We start from the raw sequence: 18,849 nt of genomic DNA, 5'->3' as shown, positions 1-18,849 counted from the left end.
GTTAGAGAGAGGCAGGCGCTGATAGCAGCCCTCCCCGCGGGGGAGAGGGCGATGGCGCAGGAAGACCTACAGCGCCAGAATACGCTCGACGGACGGCGCGAAATAGTAGCCGCCGGTCACCGGTTTGGTAAAGCGCAGCATGGCGTCGCGCTTGCCGTCGGTATCACCAAACATGCTCAGCAGCTGCTGTTCAATATTATGGATACGGGCGCAGTAGGCGCAGAAATAGAGGCCGTGCGTGCCGCTGGCGGTACCGTACGGCAGGCTCTGGCGCAGAATTTTCAGCCCCTTGCCGTCCTCTTTCAGATCAACGCGGCTGAGATGCGAGGTCTCCGGACGATCGTCGCCGTCAATCTCTTCATTGGCCTCTTTGGTCCGGCCAAACATCATCTCCTGATCGGGAACGCTCATGCGGTTTAGCTGCTTGAGGTTGTGCTCCCAGCGCTGAACGAAGACGTAGCTCCCGCCCGCATCGACGCCATCTTTGATAATCGCCACCTCGCGACGCGTCTCTTCGCCGGCCGGGTTTTCGGTACCGTCGACAAAGCCGCTGAGGTCACGCTCTTCGATCCAGCGGAAGCCGTGGACTTCCTCTTTGACCTCAACGATGCCGCCAAACGCCGCCATCGCCGCCTGGGCGACGGAGAAGTTCACTTCATGACGAGCGGACAGGATATGAATCAGCAGATCGTACTGAGTCGATGGCGCCAGGCCTTTTCCGTAAACGGGAAACTCTTTTAGCTCTTCGGCACCCACGCCGCCGCTCAGCTCGCGCCAGACGTTATTGCCAAAGGCAATAGCCGCCCCCAGCTGCGCGTCCGGGAATTTAGCCTGAAAGGTGGCTAACTTATCGATAAAGTTTTTGCTGGCTTCACGCAGGGCGTTAACGTCCCCTTTTACATTGGCTTCAATCCAAATCGCCGCACGGCAATGTTCCGGCAAAATGCCGCTCTGAACCTGAGACATCGCTCCTCCTGAAATGAGACAACCACAACGCTGTGGCGCTTAAACGCGACTATTGTACGCGTTTTTTGCCGCCGTCGTGTCTCTCCAGATCAAATTAGCGGCGCCAGGTGATTTTACCGATTTTCCAGTTTTTCAGCGTATCGTCTGAAGGCATCAGCTCTTCCGGGCCGCTCCAGTGGCCGGTGAAGGCGTAGCTGATATGCTGGCTGCCCTGCGCCTGACACTCGACCACCGCACCGTTGTCGCTGCTGGCCTTCTGACAGTTGCCGAACGCTTTGCTGTACAGCTCGCTGAACGGAGTCCCTACCTGCACGCCGCTCTCGGTTTTGATTTCGCTGTCGCGCACGTCGATGCGGCTGATGGTGCCGTTCTCGCCGTTAATCGTCATCACCACCCTGTCGTCCTTCAGCGCCTCAAAGTAGCGCACGATATTGCCGTTGGCGGTTTTCATGCCGCTGCGCAGGCGGTAGCCGCCGCCGAGCGCGTCGCTGATGGCCTGTTCATTCAGAGGCGTAGCGGCCGTCAGATTACCCACCCCCTGCTCGGTGACCTCCATGGAGGAACCAAACCAGTTCCACGGCAGGGCCCCGGACCAGTTAACCGCGCTCATCGTCGAGCAGCCGGTTAACGCCAGCGGGAGCGCGCAAAGAAGTAAACGTAGCGATTTCATGAGATCGTCCTTTCCTGTTAATTTGACGCCTGTTGGAGTGCGGGATCGGCAAAAAGTGCCGTTAAACCTGCTCTTCCTGGAAACAGGCTCTCAGCCGACGGCTGCTCAGCAGCCACCACAGCGCATAAATATCCGCCACCAGCAGGCCGATGGTCAGGGCCGAAGGCGACTCGCCGCCCAGCCACAGCAGCGGCTGCCAGATAAGCAGCAGCGCCTGAGAGAGCACCAGCAGCCAGCGTATCAGCGGCCAGAAGCGGGGAAAGCGCTGCCGCTGGCCGCTGACGATAAACGCCAGCACCGCCGGTATTCCGGGCAGCAGCCCAAGCCAGAAGTTGTCATGATCGGGGTAGAACAGATTCAGCAGCGCATCGCCCTGCTGCCGCGACGCCCCGGCCATAATAAACAGCACCCAGGTTCGCGCCTGCAGCAGCAGGACGCACCAGAAAAGAAACGGCAGCCTTAGCCGGCCGTGCGCATCAAAATCGGCGGGGATGAGCTCAGTATTCTTCATCTTCAATCAAACGCTTACCCAGGCTGAGCACGTCCGCATATTCGTAGCCAAGCCGTTCATACATGCCCTGCACGACCTCGTTGTCTTCGCGGATCATGATATTAATTTTTGGGCAGCCGCGGGCGGTGAGCTTTTTTTCCAGCCGGTTAAGCAGCGCGTTGGCGATGCCGCGTCCGCGATACTCCGGATGAACGCCGAGATAGTAGGCCGAACCGCGATGACCGTCGTAGCCGCCCATTACCGTGCCAACGACCTCACCGTTAACCTCGGCAACCAGAAACAGGCTAACATCGTGATTAACCTTACGCTCGATGTCCATTTCCGGGTCATTCCACGGGCGCAGAAGCTCGCAGCGCTCCCAGAGAGTTATCACCTCTTCAAAATCCTGCTGGCGAAAAACGCGTATCTCCATGGTATTCCCCATCTTTTAGGCATAAAAAAAGTGATTATGGCGTGATTACGCCCGATAGCCAATATCAGGCGAAATTAACCTCAAAAAATGACATAATATGACCTTGTCACGTATTGAAATGAAAAGTAAAACAATTCTTATTACGAAAGGTCGTAACGAAAAACACGATACGATATAACATTGGGTACCACTTGTTTGTAATTCAGGCCGAATGAGCACTTTTAAACCATTAAAAATACTTGCTTCGCGCCGCCAGGTGCTGAAAGCCGGGCTGGCTGCCGTAACCCTTAGCGGGATTGCCTCGCAGGCCAGCGCAAAAGAACAGCCGCTGACGACTTCCAACGGGCACAGTAAGCCGGCCGCCAAAAAAGCGGGCGCGAAGCGCGTCGTGATGCTCGACCCGGGACACGGCGGTATTGATACCGGCGCTATCGGCCATAACGGCTCCAAAGAGAAACACGTCGTGCTGGCGATTGCCAAAACCGTACGCAGCATTCTGCGCAGTAACGGCATCGACGCGCGCCTGACGCGCACTGGCGATACCTTTATTCCGCTGTACGACCGCGTGGAAATTGCCCACCAGCACGGTGCGGATCTGTTTATGTCTATTCACGCCGACGGCTTTACTAACCCCAGCGCCGCCGGGGCGTCCGTATTTGCCCTCTCCAACCGCGGCGCCAGTAGCGCGATGGCGAAATACCTCTCCGATCGCGAAAACCGCGCCGATGAGGTGGCGGGGAAAAAGACCACCGCGAAAGACCATCTGCTACAGCAGGTGCTGTTCGATCTGGTCCAGACGGACACCATTAAAAACAGCCTGACGCTGGGCTCACATATCCTGAAAAATATTAAGCCGGTGCATAAGCTGCACAGCCGCAACACCGAACAGGCGGCCTTCGTCGTGCTGAAGTCGCCGTCGATTCCGTCGGTGCTGGTCGAGACCTCATTTATTACCAATCCGGGCGAGGAAAAGCTGTTAGGTACCACCGCGTTTCGGCAGAAAATCGCCAGCGCGATTGCCTCCGGCATCATCAGCTACTTCCACTGGTTCGATAACCAAAAAGCCCACTCAAAGAGACGTAAATGAAGCCCGACGTGCAACAGGTTAAACGCTATCTCCTCCAGCTGCAGGACGCTATCTGCCGGCAGCTTAGCGCCCTCGACGGCCAGCCGTTTATCGAAGATAGCTGGCAGCGCGAAGGCGGAGGCGGCGGGCGAAGCCGGGTGCTGCGTGAAGGCGCTATCTTTGAGCAGGCCGGGGTCAACTTTTCTCACGTTCACGGCGACGCCATGCCGGCTTCGGCCACGGCTCATCGCCCGGAGCTGGCCGGCCGCAGCTTTGAAGCGCTGGGCGTTTCGCTGGTGGTTCACCCGCGCAGTCCCTACGTGCCGACCAGCCACGCCAACGTGCGCTTTTTCATCGCCGAAAAGCCCGGTGCGGACCCGGTGTGGTGGTTTGGCGGCGGGTTTGACCTGACCCCTTTTTACGGCTTTGACGAGGATGCCGTTCACTGGCACCGCACCGCGCGCGACCTGTGCCAGCCGTTTGGCGAAGCGGTCTATCCGCGCTACAAAAAGTGGTGCGATGACTACTTCTTCCTCAGGCACCGCAACGAGCAGCGCGGCATCGGCGGCCTGTTCTTCGACGATTTAAATACCCCGGACTTCGACCACTGCTTCCGCTTTATGCAGGCGGTGGGCAACGGCTACACCGACGCCTATCTGCCGATCGTTGAGCGGCGCAAAGCGATGCCGTACGGCGAGCGGGAGCGTCAGTTTCAGCTCTATCGCCGCGGGCGCTACGTTGAGTTCAACCTGGTATGGGATCGCGGAACGCTGTTTGGTCTGCAGACCGGCGGACGCACGGAGTCGATTCTGATGTCGATGCCGCCGCTGGTGCGCTGGGAGTATGACTACCAGCCGCAGGAAGGCAGCCCGGAGGCTGCCCTGAGTGACTTCATCAAAGTCAAAGAGTGGATATAAAACAAAGCCCCGAATGGGGCTTTGTCGATCACAGCGGCTGAGTTTGCGCTTCCACAACCGCCAGCGCCACCATATTGACGATGCGGCGAACGGAGGCAATCGGCGTCAGAATATGCACCGGTTTTGCCACCCCCATCAGCACCGGCCCAACGGTCACCCCTTCCGAGCTCGAGACCCGCAGCAGGTTGTAGCTAATGCGCGCGGCTTCCATATTCGGCATCACCAGAATGTTGGCCGCCCCTTTCAGCGGGCTGTCCGGCATCCGATCGTGACGAATACTTTCGACCAGCGCGGCATCGCCGTGCATTTCGCCATCGATCATCAGATCCGGCGCGCTCGCCTTCACCAGCTCGAGGGTCTTGCGCATTTTGCTCGCCGACGGGCAGTTGGCGGAGCCGAAGTTAGAGTGCGACAGCAGCGCAACGCGCGGTTCGATACCGAAGCGGCGCACGCTCTCCGCCGCCATCAGGGCGATTTCGGCCAGCTGCTCCGGCGTCGGGTCATGGTTGACGTAGGTATCGGCAATGAAGGTGTTGCCGCTCGGCAGCAGCAGCGCGTTCATCGCCCCCGCCGTGTTCACGCCGTCGCGATAGCCAAACAGCGGCTGAATCACGGCGTAGTGCTCATGGTAATCACCGATGGTGCCGCAGATCATCGCATCCGCCTCGCCGCGATGGACCATGATCGCGCCAATCACCGTGGTATTGCTGATAACCGCCCGCTGCGCCTGCTCCTGGGTGACGCCGCTGCGTTTCATCAGCTGATAGTATTCGCTCCAGTACTCCTTAAAGCGCGGATCGGATTCATTGTTGACGATCTCAAAATCAACCCCGGGTTTAATCTGCAGGCCGAGCTTCTGAATGCGCATTTCGATAACGCTCGGGCGTCCTACCAGAATCGGCTTCGCCAGCCCCAGAGAGACCAGCTCCTGAGTCGCGTGCAGAACCCGCGTCTCCTCCCCTTCTGCCAGCACCACGCGCTTCGGCTCTTTGCGCGCCTGGGAGAAAATCGGCTTCATAAACAGGTTGGTTTTGTAAACGAACTCGCTGAGTTTCTCGATGTAGGCATCAAAGTCGGCAATCGGGCGCGTCGCCACTCCGGAGTCCATCGCCGCCTTCGCCACCGCCGGCGCGATCTTCACGATCAGCCGCGGATCGAACGGTTTCGGGATGATGTATTCCGGCCCGAAGCTCAGATCCTGATCGCCGTAGGTGGAGGCCACCACTTCACTCTGCTCGGCGTGCGCCAGTTCAGCAATCGCGTGTACTGCCGCCAGCTTCATCTCTTCGTTAATCGCCGTGGCGCCGACGTCCAGCGCGCCGCGGAAGATAAACGGGAAGCACAGCACGTTGTTAACCTGGTTCGGATAGTCAGAGCGGCCGGTGCAGATAATCGCGTCTTCGCGGACCTGCTTCGCCAGCGGCGGCAGGATTTCCGGTTCCGGGTTAGCCAGCGCGAGGATCAGCGGCGCGCGGGCCATTTTTTTCACCATCTCAGGCGTCAGCACTTTCGGGCCGGAGCAGCCGAGGAAAATATCCGCCCCGTCGATCACGTCGTCGAGGGTGCGCTTGCCGTCGTCGTCCACCGCGTAGGCCGCCTTGGTCTCCGCCATGTTTGGCTCACGCTCTTTATAAATCACCCCCTTGGAGTCGCAGACCACAATGTTGTGTTTCTGCATGCCCAGCACCACCAGCAGGTTCATACAGGCGATAGCCGCGGCGCCCGCCCCGGAAACCACCATCCGCACGTCGGAGAGGTTTTTCTCAACCACCCGCAGGCCGTTGAGAATGGCGGCGGTGCTGATAATGGCCGTACCGTGCTGATCGTCATGGAATACCGGGATATTCATGCGCTCGCGCAGCTTCTGCTCAATGTAGAAACACTCGGGCGCCTTGATATCTTCCAGGTTGATACCGCCAAAGGTTGGCTCCAGCGCGGCCACCACGTTGATAAACTTATCCGGGTCCAGCTCGTCAACTTCAATATCAAACACGTCAATGCCGGCGAACTTCTTAAATAAAACGCCCTTACCTTCCATCACCGGCTTGCCGGCGAGCGCGCCGATATTGCCGAGGCCGAGCACCGCGGTACCGTTGGAGACGACCGCAACCAGGTTGCCGCGCGCGGTGTATTTATAGGCGGCCAGCGGGTCTTTTTCGATCTCCAGGCAAGGCGCAGCTACGCCCGGCGAGTAGGCCAGCGCGAGGTCGCGCTGCGTCGCGAGGGGTTTGGTCGGCACAACCTGAATTTTTCCAGGGACGGGAAATTCATGGAAGTCGAGGGCGCTTTGTTTCAACTGCTCATCCATTTTATTGTTCCTTTCACGTATCGATCGTAGGGGGTGACGGGCAATGTCTATCCTGATGTCCACCCAAGGTGGGGCATAGTATCTCGCCTGACGGCTTTCCAAACTTTGAACACCGCCAAACTCTCGCCATCACAAAGGTATATTTGTTATCGATTTATAACATTTTTGTAACCTAGTTTCGCAGGCAATGATAGCCCTGTCTGCTATGCTTTTTAGTTATTCACCCTAAAACTTCCGCTACCATTCATCACAAAAAACTCATGCAACATATTGTTTCAGGAGTACATTATGTCCCGAAGAGAACTTGCCAACGCGATTCGCGCCCTCAGCATGGACGCAGTTCAGAAAGCCAATTCCGGCCATCCCGGCGCCCCGATGGGCATGGCGGATATCGCCGAAGTCCTGTGGAATGACTTCCTCCAGCACAACCCGGAGAACCCGCACTGGTACGATCGCGACCGCTTTGTGCTGTCCAACGGCCACGCCTCGATGCTGCTCTACAGCCTCCTGCATCTGACCGGCTACGACCTGCCGATGGAAGAGCTCAAAAACTTCCGCCAGCTGCACTCTAAAACCCCCGGCCACCCGGAGCATGGCTACACCCCAGGCGTAGAGACCACCACCGGCCCGCTCGGTCAGGGCCTGGCGAACGCGGTCGGGATGGCGATTGCGGAACGCACGCTGGCGGCGCAGTTCAACCGCCCGGGACATGAGATAGTCGATCACCACACCTGGATTTTTATGGGCGACGGCTGCCTGATGGAGGGGGTTTCGCACGAGGCCAGCTCGCTGGCGGGAACCCTCGGGCTGGGCAAGCTTATCGGCTTCTATGACCATAACGGCATCTCTATCGACGGCCACGTTGAGGGTTGGTTCACCGACGATACCGCCGAACGCTTCAGGGCCTATCGCTGGCACGTGATCGGCGATATCGACGGCCACGACCCGCAGGCGATTGAGCAGGCAATTCGCGAGGCGCAAAGCGTCAAAGATAAGCCGTCGCTGATTATCTGCCGCACCGTCATCGGCTTCGGCTCCCCCAATAAAGCCGGCTCCGAAGAGGCGCACGGCGCGGCGCTCGGGGAAAAAGAGGTCGCCTTAGCCCGCGAGAAGCTGGGCTGGAAATATCCGCCGTTCGAGATCCCAAAAGAGATCTATCAAAAGTGGGATGCCCGGCCGCGCGGTGAAAAAGCAGAACGCGCGTGGAACGACAAATTCGCCGCCTATCGACAGGCGTACCCAGAGCTGGCGGACGAACTTACGCGGCGGATGAGCGGCGATCTGCCTGAAAGCTGGAGCGAGATCGTCCGCGGCTATATCGCGAAGCTGCAGGCCAGCCCGGAAAAAATCGCCAGCCGCAAGGCCTCACAGAATGCGCTTAACGCCTACGGGCCCGCGCTGCCGGAGCTGCTCGGCGGCTCGGCGGATCTGGCGCCCAGCAACCTGACCATCTGGTCCGGATCGACCTCTATTAAGGACGATCCTGCCGGCAACTATATCCACTACGGCGTCCGCGAGTTTGGCATGACCGCCATCGCCAACGGCATTGCCCTGCACGGCGGATTCATTCCCTACACCTCAACCTTCCTGATGTTCGTGGAATACGCCCGCAACGCGGCGCGCATGGCCGCGCTGATGAAGGCCAGGCAGATCATGGTTTACACCCATGACTCCATTGGTTTGGGGGAGGATGGCCCCACTCACCAGGCGGTTGAGCAGCTGGCCAGCCTGCGGCTGACGCCCAACTTCAGCACCTGGCGCCCCTGCGATCAGGTAGAAACCGCAGTCGCCTGGCGGGCGGCCATCGAGCGGCAGACCGGCCCAACCGCGCTGATCCTGTCGCGCCAGAACCTGGCGCAGATGGCGCGCACGCCGCAGCAGGTGGACGATATTGCGCGCGGCGGCTACGTGCTGAAAGATGCCGGAGGCAAGCCGGATCTGATCCTGATAGCCACCGGCTCGGAGATAGAGATCACCGCCCTGGCGGCGGCGAAGCTGCTGGCGAAAGGGGTCAACGTGCGGGTGGTGTCGCTGCCGTCAACCGACGTGTTTGATGCCCAGGATGAGGCATACCGGGAATCCGTGCTGCCGTCTGACGTCAGCGCCCGCATTGCCGTTGAGGCCGGGATTGCCGACTACTGGTATAAATACGTCGGCCTGAAGGGGGCCATTGTCGGCATGAGAAGCTACGGCGAATCGGCGCCGGCGGATAAACTGTTCCCGTTCTTTGGCTTTACCGTCGAAAATATCGTCAGCACCGCTGAAGGGCTGCTTAACGGGTGATCCACAGCGTAGGCCAGGCGTCTGGCCTCTGCCAGTTATCGCACTGCGGCTGCTGAGCAAAGCGCACCAGGCTAAACCGCTGGCCGTCATACCGCCAGCGGGTCTGGGTGCCGCAATCCCCCGGGCCGCGCCCCTTCTCAAGGGTCACCAGCTCGTGGCGCTGTTCGTCGATGCTGGCATTCATCAGCTCAATTTCGCGCCCTGCGCCGCCGGGCGGCTGGAAAGGCAGGGTCAGGCGCAGCGGACGCGCGACGTACGGCTGCTGGCGCGAAATCAACCACGCCAGCCATACGGTGTTGTAGGCCCCCGCTTCGCAGCTGAACATCAGCAATACCTTCTCATCGGTCAGCGCGGTAACCCGCACTTCCCGCAGGGAGGGATCCAGCGAGCATGCGCTGTTGCTCATGCGCTCGTTGCCATAGTCCATGAGGTCATTCAGCTCATCGCGGCTCAGCGGCGATTGCGATACGTCGACTTTCGCCACCGTGCGCAGCGCCGGCGCCGGCGGGACGCTGAGCGGCGGCTCTTCGCCTTTGCCAATCCACGCCGTTTCGCTGCCGACCCGCTTCTGGCGGCTGTCGATAAACAGCAGCGCCGCCTTCAGGCCCTGCAAAGAAATGGTCTGCAGGCCGTCCACCAGGCTTATCGCCTGTCCTTCCTGCACCTGCTGGAGAAAAGCGTCGATGGTGGCACTATCGCCGGTTTTAAGCAGCTTGTCGGCAACCTGCCAGCGCTTATCCACCAGCGCCAGAGGTTTACCGTCCAGCAGCAGACGAGGGCCGATCGGTGCCAGCGCCGCGACCGGATTACCGACCCCGCCCAGCTCAATGCGCAGGCTGGCATCGGTTGCCGCACCGGCGCTGCGGCTGAGGGTCATCACCAGGCCATAGTGCAGCCCGACGTTGCGGGTTACGCAGAAGTTTTGATTATTACAGGTCACCAGCCAGTCGCTGAACGTCTGCTGCACCGGCACCGCCCACGTCCGCGAGGCGGGGAACAGGCCGAAAAGCAGAATCAAGATAAGCCGATAAAACATGCGTGGTACAACCCCGGAAGATAGCGCGAAAAACAGCCGCTATCTTCCCCAGCGATACGCCTTTACTCAATCGGATTTATCAGAGATCCCCGGCCATCAGCCCCGAAGCGTGCAAATATTGCAGCAGGATAACCGCTTTTCCGTCGCGGATCTCGCCGCCGGCCACCATCGCAAGCGCCTGGCTGAATGGCAGCTCCAGGACCTCAATCTCCTCATCATCCACCCCGCCGCCGCCGTTTTTGCGCTGAGCATCGCTGTATTCGGCGATAAAGAAATGGATAAGCTCGGTGACGCCGCCGGGAGACATATACAGTTCGAACAGCTTGCGAACCTCACCCACCTCGTAGCCGGTCTCCTCGATCGCCTCTTTGCGAATGCAGGCTTCCGGCTCGTCGTTATCCAGCAGCCCGGCGCAGGTCTCGATGAGCATGCCGTCTTCGTTACCGTTCACCCAGGTGGCGACGCGGAACTGGCGCACCAGCACCACGCTTTGCTTGCGCCGGTTGTAGAGCAGAACCGTTGCGCCGTTGCCGCGATCGTAAACCTCGCGCTTGTGTCGCACCACGCTGCCGTCGCCGCGCGTCAGCTCGTAGGTCATGTTGCGCAAAACGAACCAGTTTTCAGAGAGGATTTTATCTTTAATGACGTTGATATTGAGTGGCATACGGCCCCGCAGCAGAGAATGACGCAGTCATACTACGCCGCGGATCGCGCTTTGTCGTTAGCAGGGCGGAATCGATTTTAGACCGAGGAAATCGACGATCCCCCGCGCGGCATGGCGGCCCTCCGCCATCGCCGTCACCACCAGGTCGGCTCCGCGAACCGCATCCCCGCCGGCGAAAATCTGCGGATGGCTGGTCTGATAGCGGTAGCGGCTTTCAACGTGCGCTCGGATCCGCCCGCGGCCGTCCAGCTGCACGCCGACGGACTCCAGCCACGGCATGCCGTGCGGGTGAAAGCCAAAGGCCATAATCACCGCATCCGCCGGCATCACGAATTCGCTGCCCGCAATCGGCGACGGCACGCGGCGCCCCTGCGCGTCCGGTTCGCCGAGCCGGGTTCGCAGGAAGCGCACCCCGTTGACCCGGCCGTTAGCATCCAGCTCCAGGGTCACCGGCTGAACGTTGAATTCAAATACCGCCCCCTCTTCGCGGGCATTTTTGACCTCTTTTTTCGACCCCGGCATATTGGCCTCGTCCCGGCGATAGGCGCAGGTGACCCGCTTCGCGCCCTGACGCAGCGCGGTGCGCACGCAGTCCATCGCCGTATCGCCGCCGCCCAGCACCACCACCTCCAGCCCGTGGGTATCGATATAGGGCTCCGTCGCCAGCTCGCTCAGCCCCATCACCTGCTTAGTGTTGGCAATCAGAAACGGCAGCGCGTCGTACACCCCGGGAGCCTCCTCATTCGGCAAATCAGCCTTCATCGAGCGATAGGTCCCGGCGCCGATAAACACCGCGTCGTAGTCGTCCAGCAGCGCGTTGAGGGGAAGATCTTTGCCCACCTCGCAGTTCAGCTCAAAGCGCACGCCCATTGCGCTAAAGATCTCCCGCCGCCGGGAGAGCAGCGATTTGTCCAGCTTAAAGGCGGGAATACCGAAGGTGAGCAGGCCGCCGATTTCCGGGTGCCGGTCAAACACCACCGGCTGCACGCCGTTACGTACCAGCAGGTCCGCGCAGGCGAGGCCGGCCGGGCCGGCGCCGACAATCGCCACCTTTTTGCCGCTGGCAACCACCCGCGACAGATCCGGCCGCCAGCCGCCCGCCAGCGCCTGGTCCGAAATATAGCGTTCGATATTGCCGATGGTGACCGCACCATGTTCATCATGCAGCGTGCAGGCCCCCTCGCACAGGCGATCCTGCGGACAGACGCGGCCGGTGATTTCCGGCAGGCAGTTGGTCTGGTGGGAAAGCTCAACGGCGGCGGCGATATCCCCGGCCTTAACCTTTTCAATCCACTGCGGGATGTGGTTGTGCAGCGGGCAGGTCCATTCGCAGATGCTGTGCTCGCCGCACTTCAGGCAGCGCTGAGCCTCCTGCTGCGCGTGGGCCGCAGAAAGCGGCAGGTAGATTTCAGAAAAATGCGTTTTACGCAGCGCCGGCGCGAGCCTCTCGGCCTCCGCGCGCGGCGGCGTTGCCGCCATCTGCTCGACCTTCTCATTACGCTCTGCCGGCATGAGGTCTGCAGGATGGCTGTGCCACGGCTGCGCCTCCATGCGGGCCGCCCGCAGGCGTCGTCGTTTCGCCAGGCCGAGCAGCGTCTCTTCATCGGCCAGCTGCAGCGCCTGAGCCGGACAGTTTTGCACGCAGGCCGGACCCGCTTCGCGCTCTCGACACAGATCGCACTTGTGCGCGGTGGCCTTTACTTTTCCCGCCGCCAGCGGCGTAAGCACGATTTGCATTACCCCAAACGGGCAGGCCACCATGCAGGATTTACAGCCGATACATTTTTCCTGGCGCACCTGTACGCTACCGTCAACCCGACTTATCGCGCCGTTCGGACAGCTGCGGGCGCAGGGCGCGCCTTCACAATGGTGACACGTTATGGGGTTACATTTTTGCTCGCCTTTGATGAGCACAATCCGTGGCAAAAAACGCCGTTCGGTCAGGACGTGCTGCTCATCGTTATGCGCCATGACGCAGGCCACTTCGCAGGCCCGGCATCCGATGCATTTGTGACTATCGCTCAAAATAAAGTGGTTCATGGCATCCTTCCGTCTTCCCGGTAAATAACCATGCGGTTAGCATAGCTATTAATTACCCGACAAGGTGGGACGGAAACAATGTTCATTTGCCCAGGATAGCGCTTATCTGGCGATAATCCGTTTTGGATCAATTTTTTTGACTTAAATGAAATGATGTTTTACTTACTTAACAGAGGCTCAGGCCCGGCATAAAAGCGATAAAACATGTTTACTTCCGGCAGCAATTGCGAAAGGGTAACGCCATGAAGCGACCTTCAGTAAAGGGGCAGGACACTTCTTTACCATGCCGTAAAAGGCACACGATAAATTACACTATCTCCTTAATTTCTCCACGATTGCCTGCAGGCTTACCGCTAGAGTGTCACAAGCTGTGCAATAACAAAAAATGTACAAAATGAGGTCCTAATTCTGATGGCGAATTTCTTTATCGATCGCCCCATTTTTGCGTGGGTACTGGCTATTCTTTTATGCCTGACCGGAACGCTCGCGATTTTATCGCTTCCCGTTGAGCAATATCCCGAGCTGGCGCCGCCGAACGTGAGGATCACCGCCAACTACCCCGGCGCCTCCGCGCAAACGCTGGAGAATACCGTCACCCAGGTTATCGAGCAGAATATGACCGGCCTCGATAACCTGATGTACATGTCATCTCAGAGCAGCGCCACCGGCCAGGCGACGGTCACCCTGAGCTTTACCGCCGGAACCGACCCCGATGAAGCGGTGCAGCAGGTGCAAAACCAGCTGCAGTCGGCGATGCGTAAGCTGCCGCAGGCGGTGCAGAATCAGGGCGTCACGGTGCGTAAGACCGGTGATACCAACATTCTGACCCTCGCTTTTGTCTCCACCGACGGCAGCATGGACAAGCAGGATATTGCCGACTACGTCGCCAGTAACGTCCAGGACCCCCTAAGCCGCGTCAACGGCGTCGGCGATATCGATGCCTATGGCTCCCAGTACTCAATGCGTATCTGGCTCGATCCGGCGAAGCTCAACAGCTACCAGATGACGGCGAAAGACGTCACCGACGCCATCGAATCGCAGAACGCCCAGATTGCCGTAGGCCAGCTGGGCGGCACGCCGTCGGTTGATAAGCAGGCGCTTAACGCCACCATCAACGCCCAGTCGCTGCTGCAGACGCCGGATCAGTTCCGCGATATTACGCTGCGCGTTAATCAGGATGGCTCGGAAGTGACGCTCGGCGACGTTGCCAGCGTTGAGATGGGGGCCGAAAAGTACGATTACCTCAGCCGCTATAACCGCCAGGCGGCATCAGGGCTGGGTATTAAGCTCGCCTCCGGCGCCAACGAAATGGCCACCGCCGAGCGGGTCATCACTCGCCTGAACGAGCTTTCTCAATATTTCCCCCACGGCCTGGAGTATAAAATCGCCTACGAGACCACCTCGTTCGTTAAGGCGTCGATTACCGACGTGGTGAAAACGCTGATTGAAGCGATCGCCCTGGTGTTCCTGGTGATGTACCTGTTCCTGCAAAACTTCCGCGCCACCCTGATCCCGACCATTGCCGTCCCGGTCGTCTTAATGGGCACCTTCGCGGTGCTCTATACCTGCGGCTACAGCATCAACACCCTGACGATGTTTGCCATGGTGCTGGCGATCGGCCTGCTGGTGGATGACGCCATCGTGGTGGTGGAGAACGTCGAACGTATCATGAGCGAGGAGGGACTTTCGCCCCGGGAGGCGACCCGCAAATCGATGGGTCAAATCCAGGGCGCGCTGGTGGGTATCGCCATGGTGCTGTCGGCGGTGTTTATCCCGATGGCCTTCTTCGGCGGCACCACCGGCGCCATTTACCGTCAGTTCTCAATCACCATTGTGTCCGCGATGGTGCTGTCGGTTCTGGTGGCGATGATCCTCACCCCGGCGCTGTGCGCCACCCTGCTCAAGCCGATTCAGAAAGGCGAACTGCACGGTCAGAAAGGCTTCTTTGGCTGGTTTAACCGCATGTTTGACCGCAACGCCAGCCGCTACGAATCATCGGTCGGGAAAATTCTGCACCGTTCGCTGCGCTGGATAATGATCTACGTCCTGCTGCTGGGAGGGATGGTGTTCCTGTTTATGCACCTGCCGACCTCGTTCCTGCCGCAGGAAGATCGCGGGATGTTCACCACCTCGGTGCAGCTGCCCGCCGGCTCTACGCAGCAGCAGACGCTGAAGGTGGTGCAGGAGGCCGAAGACTACTTCCTTAAGAACGAGAAGACCAACGTCGAATCGGTGTTCGCCACCATCGGCTCCGGCCCGGGCGGCAACGGCCAGAACGTGGCGCGAATGTTCGTACGCCTGAAGGACTGGGACCAGAGGGACCCCACCAGCGGCTCCGCCTTTGCCATTATCGAACGGGCAACCAAAGCCTTTAACAAGATTAAAGAGGCGCGCGTCTTTGCCAGCAGCCCTCCGGCCATCAGCGGGCTGGGCAGCTCCGCCGGCTTCGATATGGAGCTTGAGGACCACGCCGGCAACGGCCACGACGCGCTGATGGCCGCCCGCGACTCCCTGCTGGAGCTGGCCGCCAACAATCCTCAGCTGACCCGCGTGCGCCACAACGGCCTTGACGATAGCCCGCAGCTGCAGGTGGATATCGATCAGCGCAAGGCGCAGGCGCTGGGGATATCGATAGATGACATCAACGATACGCTGCAAACCGCCTGGGGCTCGAGCTACGTGAACGACTTTATGGATCGCGGCCGCGTGAAAAAAGTCTACGTCCAGGCGGCGGCAAAATATCGCATGCTGCCGGACGACATCAATCAGTGGTACGTGCGCAACAGCAGCGGCACGATGGTTCCCTTCTCGGCCTTTGCCAGCTCGCGCTGGGAAACCGGCTCGCCGCGCCTGGAACGCTATAACGGCTACTCGGCGGTCGAAATCGTCGGCGAAGCCGCACCGGGCGTCAGTACCGGTACGGCGATGACGATTATGGAAGAGCTGGCGCAGCAGCTGCCGAACGGCTTCGGCCTCGAGTGGACGGCGATGTCCTACCAGGAGCGCTTATCCGGCGCCCAGGCCCCGGCGCTGTACGCGATCTCCCTGCTGGTGGTCTTCCTGTGCCTGGCGGCGCTGTATGAGAGCTGGTCGGTTCCGTTCTCCGTGATGCTGGTGGTGCCGCTGGGAGTCATCGGCGCCCTGCTGGCAACCTGGATGCGCGGTCTTGAGAACGATGTTTACTTCCAGGTCGGGCTGCTGACGGTTATCGGCCTGTCGGCAAAGAACGCCATCCTGATCGTCGAGTTTGCCAACGAGCTCAATGAAAAAGGCGAGGATCTGCTGGTTGCGACGCTTTCGGCCTGCCGTCAGCGCCTGCGGCCGATTCTGATGACCTCGCTGGCCTTTATTTTCGGCGTGCTGCCGATGGCGACCAGCACCGGCGCGGGTTCGGGTAGCCAGCACGCGGTCGGTACCGGGGTGATGGGCGGCATGATCTCCGCCACCATTCTCGCTATTTTCTTCGTACCGCTGTTCTTTGTGCTGGTGCGTCGCCGCTTCCCGCTGAAAGAGCGGCCGCAATAACCTGCGTCCATCGCGAGGATCTCTCGTGGCGATGGAATAACAAAAAAGGCGACCACAGGGGTCGCCTTTTTTATGTGTTCAGATCCACTGCAGCGTTATTTTCGCAGTCAGATTACCCTGCTCACATTGCGGAATTTATTTACGAAGCATGCCTTCGATAAAATCTTTCCAGTTCCCTAGTTCATGATCAATCATAATAGCCTCTCTTATTATTATGGGTGATTTTATGTAAATTCATCAGTAATGGGAAGTCGCCTGCCCCTATTGCTTTGATTGCCTGATGGCCACTGTCAGGATAGCTATCGCTGATTTGCCGTTACTATGGCCCTGCCACCGTCAATTTAATGTGATAGACAGCAACATTTTGCAACATTAGGCTCGTTCTTATGGGTTGACCGTCTACGGCAGAAAGGACCAGGATTTCAGCACGCGAGCGCCGTCACAATCCTGTGGCAAGAGATGAATATTTAACCAACATATAAGCATGGTTATATATTCCCGGCAAAAAATTACATTTATTAAACCGATTAACGTATTATTCCCTATCGGCTTATATATCCCCGAAATAACTCAAGTTTCAGGATGCTAACGGACAGGCCGCCGGGTGCGTCGCGAGTATATTCGGAAAAATCTGCGTTCCGCGCTTAATTGAATGAAAAAGGTTTCATTATGCTGACCATGTACGGGATAAAAAACTGCGACACCGTTAAAAAGGCCCGCCGCTGGCTGGAAGCTAACCAGATTGAATACCGCTTCCATGATTATCGCGTCGATGGGCTGGAGCGTGAATTATTAGATACGTTTATTGCTGAACTGGGTTGGGAAGCCCTGCTCAACACCCGCGGCACCACCTGGCGTAAGCTGGATGAATCGGTTCGCGCCCGCATCGATAACGCCGATGCCGCCGCCGGGCTGATGCTCGAAATGCCGGCAATCATCAAACGCCCATTGCTCTGCGCGCCCGGTCAGCCTATGCTGCTGGGCTTCAGTGAACTCACTTATAAGAAGCTTGTTAACGAGGTATAGTCTATGTCTTGCCCGGTCATTGAGCTGGCTCAGCAGCTTATTCGCCGCCCTTCCCTCAGCCCCGATGATGCGGGATGTCAGGCGTTAATGATTGAACGTCTGCGGGCGATTGGTTTTACCGTTGAACCGATGGATTTCGGCGATACCCAAAATTTCTGGGCCTGGCGCGGACGCGGTGAAACCCTGGCCTTCGCCGGTCATACCGACGTTGTCCCGGCGGGCGACGCCGACCGGTGGATTAACCCACCGTTTGAACCGACTATTCGCGACGGCATGCTGTTTGGCCGCGGCGCGGCGGACATGAAGGGCTCGCTGGCGGCGATGGTAGTGGCCGCCGAGCGCTTCGTCGCCCAGTATCCGAACCATAAAGGTCGGCTGGCCTTTTTGATCACCTCCGATGAAGAAGCCAGCGCCCACAACGGCACGGTGAAAGTCGTCGAAGCCCTGATGGCCCGCAAGGAGCGCCTCGACTATTGCCTGGTGGGCGAACCCTCCAGCACCGAAGTGGTCGGGGACGTGGTGAAGAACGGCCGCCGCGGCTCGTTAACCTGCAATTTAACCATCCACGGCGTGCAGGGCCACGTCGCCTATCCCCATCTGGCGGATAACCCGGTGCACCGCGCCGCGCCGATGCTCACCGAACTGGTGGGAATCGAATGGGATAAAGGCAACGAATTCTTCCCGCCGACCAGCATGCAGATTGCCAACGTCAAGGCAGGCACCGGCAGCAATAATGTGATTCCGGGCGACATGTTCGTGCAGTTCAACTTCCGCTTCAGCACCGAGCTGACCGACGAGATGATCAAAGCCCGGGTTGTCGCGCTGCTGGAAAAATATCAGCTGCGCTACTCCCTTGACTGGTGGCTCTCCGGCCAGCCGTTCCTGACCGGCCGCGGTAAGCTGGTTGAAGCGGTGGTGAATGCCATTGAGCACTATAATGAGATCAAGCCGCAGCTGTTGACCAACGGCGGCACCTCCGACGGGCGGTTTATCGCTCGCATGGGCGCACAGGTGGTTGAGCTGGGACCGGTGAATGCCACGATCCACAAAATTAACGAGTGCGTGAACGCTGCCGACCTGCAGCTGCTGGCGCGGATGTATCAACGGATCATGGAACAACTGGTCGCCTGACAACATCGACAGATGCCCTGAACGATGACGGGTATAAAAGAGGAAGCAGCATGGAATGGCTAAGTAAATACTGGTGGGTTCTGGTGTTAGTTTTTTTGGTGGGCGTCATGATTAACGTGATTAAGGACCTTAATCGCGTCGACCACAAAAAATTTCTCGCCAACAAGCCGGACCTTCCCCCTCATCGTGACTGCAACGATAAGTGGGATGATGACGACGACTGGCCGAAGAACGACCAGTCGAAGAAGTAGGATCTATGCCCTCTCCCCGGTGAACGTCACGTCGCCGGGGAAT

The 18,849-nt window shown here is 59.0% G+C and carries 15 protein-coding genes and 1 pseudogene; 7 read left to right on the top strand and 9 right to left on the bottom strand.

From position 1 onward, the window contains the following. Nucleotides 1-66 precede the first annotated feature (66 nt). The 4 genes from MMW58_RS08195 to MMW58_RS08180 all read right to left on the bottom strand — a co-directional run bounded on the left by MMW58_RS08195 (nucleotide 67) and on the right by MMW58_RS08180 (nucleotide 2,559). Nucleotides 67-966, bottom strand: coding sequence for a Dyp-type peroxidase (locus tag MMW58_RS08195; RefSeq protein ID WP_045856208.1), 900 nt, complete (start codon nucleotides 964-966; stop codon nucleotides 67-69). A gap of 94 nt (nucleotides 967-1,060) precedes the next feature. After that, on the bottom strand, nucleotides 1,061-1,636 hold the full coding sequence (locus tag MMW58_RS08190) for an RpoE-regulated lipoprotein (protein WP_045856209.1): 576 nt from the start codon (nucleotides 1,634-1,636) through the stop codon (nucleotides 1,061-1,063). Between the two features lie 61 nt (nucleotides 1,637-1,697). Continuing rightward, nucleotides 1,698-2,147: a DUF2919 domain-containing protein gene (locus MMW58_RS08185; RefSeq protein WP_133599353.1), complete on the bottom strand. Its 450-nt coding sequence runs from the start codon at nucleotides 2,145-2,147 to the stop codon at nucleotides 1,698-1,700. Further along, entirely contained in the window at nucleotides 2,134-2,559 is a 426-nt protein-coding gene (locus MMW58_RS08180) for a GNAT family acetyltransferase (RefSeq protein ID WP_041146662.1), read from the bottom strand. The genes MMW58_RS08185 and MMW58_RS08180 overlap by 14 nt, the downstream gene beginning before the upstream one ends. A gap of 211 nt (nucleotides 2,560-2,770) precedes the next feature. On the opposite strand from MMW58_RS08180, the gene amiA reads away from it, so the two are divergent. Then, nucleotides 2,771-3,646, top strand: a complete 876-nt coding sequence (gene amiA / locus MMW58_RS08175; RefSeq protein WP_041146663.1) for an N-acetylmuramoyl-L-alanine amidase AmiA — start codon at nucleotides 2,771-2,773, stop codon at nucleotides 3,644-3,646. Beyond that, nucleotides 3,643-4,542, top strand: coding sequence for an oxygen-dependent coproporphyrinogen oxidase (hemF, locus tag MMW58_RS08170; protein ID WP_241723100.1), 900 nt, complete (start codon nucleotides 3,643-3,645; stop codon nucleotides 4,540-4,542). Before amiA ends, hemF begins: the two co-directional genes overlap by 4 nt. Before the next feature lie 28 nt (nucleotides 4,543-4,570). Here hemF and maeB read toward each other — a convergent pair whose 3' ends face one another. Beyond that, complete coding sequence (maeB, locus tag MMW58_RS08165) at nucleotides 4,571-6,850, bottom strand: NADP-dependent oxaloacetate-decarboxylating malate dehydrogenase (RefSeq protein WP_241723099.1); 2,280 nt, start codon at nucleotides 6,848-6,850, stop codon at nucleotides 4,571-4,573. Nucleotides 6,851-7,138: 288 nt separating this feature from the next. Here maeB and tkt point away from each other — a divergent pair, with 288 nt between their 5' ends. Beyond that, nucleotides 7,139-9,133 carry a transketolase gene (gene tkt, locus MMW58_RS08160; RefSeq protein WP_241723098.1) on the top strand — a complete coding sequence of 665 codons (1,995 nt, stop codon included), beginning with the start codon at nucleotides 7,139-7,141 and terminating at the stop codon, nucleotides 9,131-9,133. On the opposite strand, the gene MMW58_RS08155 is transcribed toward tkt, so the two are convergent. The 3 genes and pseudogenes from MMW58_RS08155 to aegA form a co-directional block, all read right to left on the bottom strand. Next, nucleotides 9,123-10,169, bottom strand: a complete 1,047-nt coding sequence (locus MMW58_RS08155; RefSeq protein WP_241723097.1) for a DUF1176 domain-containing protein — start codon at nucleotides 10,167-10,169, stop codon at nucleotides 9,123-9,125. The genes tkt and MMW58_RS08155 overlap by 11 nt on opposite strands. A gap of 66 nt (nucleotides 10,170-10,235) precedes the next feature. After that, nucleotides 10,236-10,833 (bottom strand): annotated as a pseudogene (gene nudK, locus MMW58_RS08150) (GDP-mannose pyrophosphatase NudK). Nucleotides 10,834-10,890: 57 nt separating this feature from the next. Next, nucleotides 10,891-12,873: a formate-dependent uric acid utilization protein AegA gene (gene aegA / locus MMW58_RS08145; protein WP_241723096.1), complete on the bottom strand. Its 1,983-nt coding sequence runs from the start codon at nucleotides 12,871-12,873 to the stop codon at nucleotides 10,891-10,893. 411 nt (nucleotides 12,874-13,284) lie between these two features. Between aegA and acrD the strand changes: the two genes are divergently transcribed. Next, nucleotides 13,285-16,398, top strand: coding sequence for a multidrug efflux RND transporter permease AcrD (gene acrD / locus MMW58_RS08140; protein ID WP_133599367.1), 3,114 nt, complete (start codon nucleotides 13,285-13,287; stop codon nucleotides 16,396-16,398). A 135-nt stretch (nucleotides 16,399-16,533) separates the two neighbouring features. Here the strand turns inward: acrD and ypfM are convergent, their stop codons facing one another. Next, the gene (ypfM, locus tag MMW58_RS08135) at nucleotides 16,534-16,593 is read right to left on the bottom strand and encodes a protein YpfM (protein ID WP_115193902.1); all 60 of its coding nucleotides are present in this window, start codon (nucleotides 16,591-16,593) and stop codon (nucleotides 16,534-16,536) included. A gap of 474 nt (nucleotides 16,594-17,067) precedes the next feature. Here ypfM and MMW58_RS08130 point away from each other — a divergent pair, with 474 nt between their 5' ends. Genes MMW58_RS08130 through MMW58_RS08120 form a run of 3 tightly spaced genes read left to right on the top strand, consistent with a single transcriptional unit; the run spans nucleotide 17,068 to nucleotide 18,806 of the window. Then, on the top strand, nucleotides 17,068-17,424 hold the full coding sequence (locus MMW58_RS08130) for an ArsC family reductase (RefSeq protein ID WP_045856235.1): 357 nt from the start codon (nucleotides 17,068-17,070) through the stop codon (nucleotides 17,422-17,424). A 3-nt stretch (nucleotides 17,425-17,427) separates the two neighbouring features. Beyond that, nucleotides 17,428-18,555: a succinyl-diaminopimelate desuccinylase gene (gene dapE / locus MMW58_RS08125; RefSeq protein ID WP_041146672.1), complete on the top strand. Its 1,128-nt coding sequence runs from the start codon at nucleotides 17,428-17,430 to the stop codon at nucleotides 18,553-18,555. A 50-nt stretch (nucleotides 18,556-18,605) separates the two neighbouring features. Beyond that, nucleotides 18,606-18,806 carry a YpfN family protein gene (locus MMW58_RS08120; protein ID WP_045856239.1) on the top strand — a complete coding sequence of 67 codons (201 nt, stop codon included), beginning with the start codon at nucleotides 18,606-18,608 and terminating at the stop codon, nucleotides 18,804-18,806. Nucleotides 18,807-18,849 lie beyond the last annotated feature (43 nt).

Source organism: Klebsiella sp. HC6 (assembly GCF_022605325.1).
Classification (GTDB): Bacteria; Pseudomonadota; Gammaproteobacteria; order Enterobacterales; family Enterobacteriaceae; genus Klebsiella; species Klebsiella terrigena.
Note: the sequence above shows the minus strand (reverse complement) of the source record. Positions and strands in the feature narration are given on the sequence as shown.

Bases quoted from the DNA above. Each gene is read 5' to 3' on its own strand.
- MMW58_RS08120 (WP_045856239.1), top strand. From the start codon at position 18,606: ATGGAATGGCTAAGTAAATACTGGTGGGTTCTGGTGTTAGTTTTTTTG.
- hemF (WP_241723100.1), top strand. From the start codon at position 3,643: ATGAAGCCCGACGTGCAACAGGTTAAACGCTATCTCCTCCAGCTGCAG.
- dapE (WP_041146672.1), top strand. From the start codon at position 17,428: ATGTCTTGCCCGGTCATTGAGCTGGCTCAGCAGCTTATTCGCCGCCCT.
- MMW58_RS08180 (WP_041146662.1), bottom strand. From the start codon at position 2,559: ATGGAGATACGCGTTTTTCGCCAGCAGGATTTTGAAGAGGTGATAACT.
- MMW58_RS08130 (WP_045856235.1), top strand. From the start codon at position 17,068: ATGCTGACCATGTACGGGATAAAAAACTGCGACACCGTTAAAAAGGCC.
- aegA (WP_241723096.1), bottom strand. From the start codon at position 12,873: ATGAACCACTTTATTTTGAGCGATAGTCACAAATGCATCGGATGCCGG.
- tkt (WP_241723098.1), top strand. From the start codon at position 7,139: ATGTCCCGAAGAGAACTTGCCAACGCGATTCGCGCCCTCAGCATGGAC.
- MMW58_RS08185 (WP_133599353.1), bottom strand. From the start codon at position 2,147: ATGAAGAATACTGAGCTCATCCCCGCCGATTTTGATGCGCACGGCCGG.
- amiA (WP_041146663.1), top strand. From the start codon at position 2,771: ATGAGCACTTTTAAACCATTAAAAATACTTGCTTCGCGCCGCCAGGTG.
- acrD (WP_133599367.1), top strand. From the start codon at position 13,285: ATGGCGAATTTCTTTATCGATCGCCCCATTTTTGCGTGGGTACTGGCT.
- MMW58_RS08155 (WP_241723097.1), bottom strand. From the start codon at position 10,169: ATGTTTTATCGGCTTATCTTGATTCTGCTTTTCGGCCTGTTCCCCGCC.
- MMW58_RS08190 (WP_045856209.1), bottom strand. From the start codon at position 1,636: ATGAAATCGCTACGTTTACTTCTTTGCGCGCTCCCGCTGGCGTTAACC.
- maeB (WP_241723099.1), bottom strand. From the start codon at position 6,850: ATGGATGAGCAGTTGAAACAAAGCGCCCTCGACTTCCATGAATTTCCC.
- MMW58_RS08195 (WP_045856208.1), bottom strand. From the start codon at position 966: ATGTCTCAGGTTCAGAGCGGCATTTTGCCGGAACATTGCCGTGCGGCG.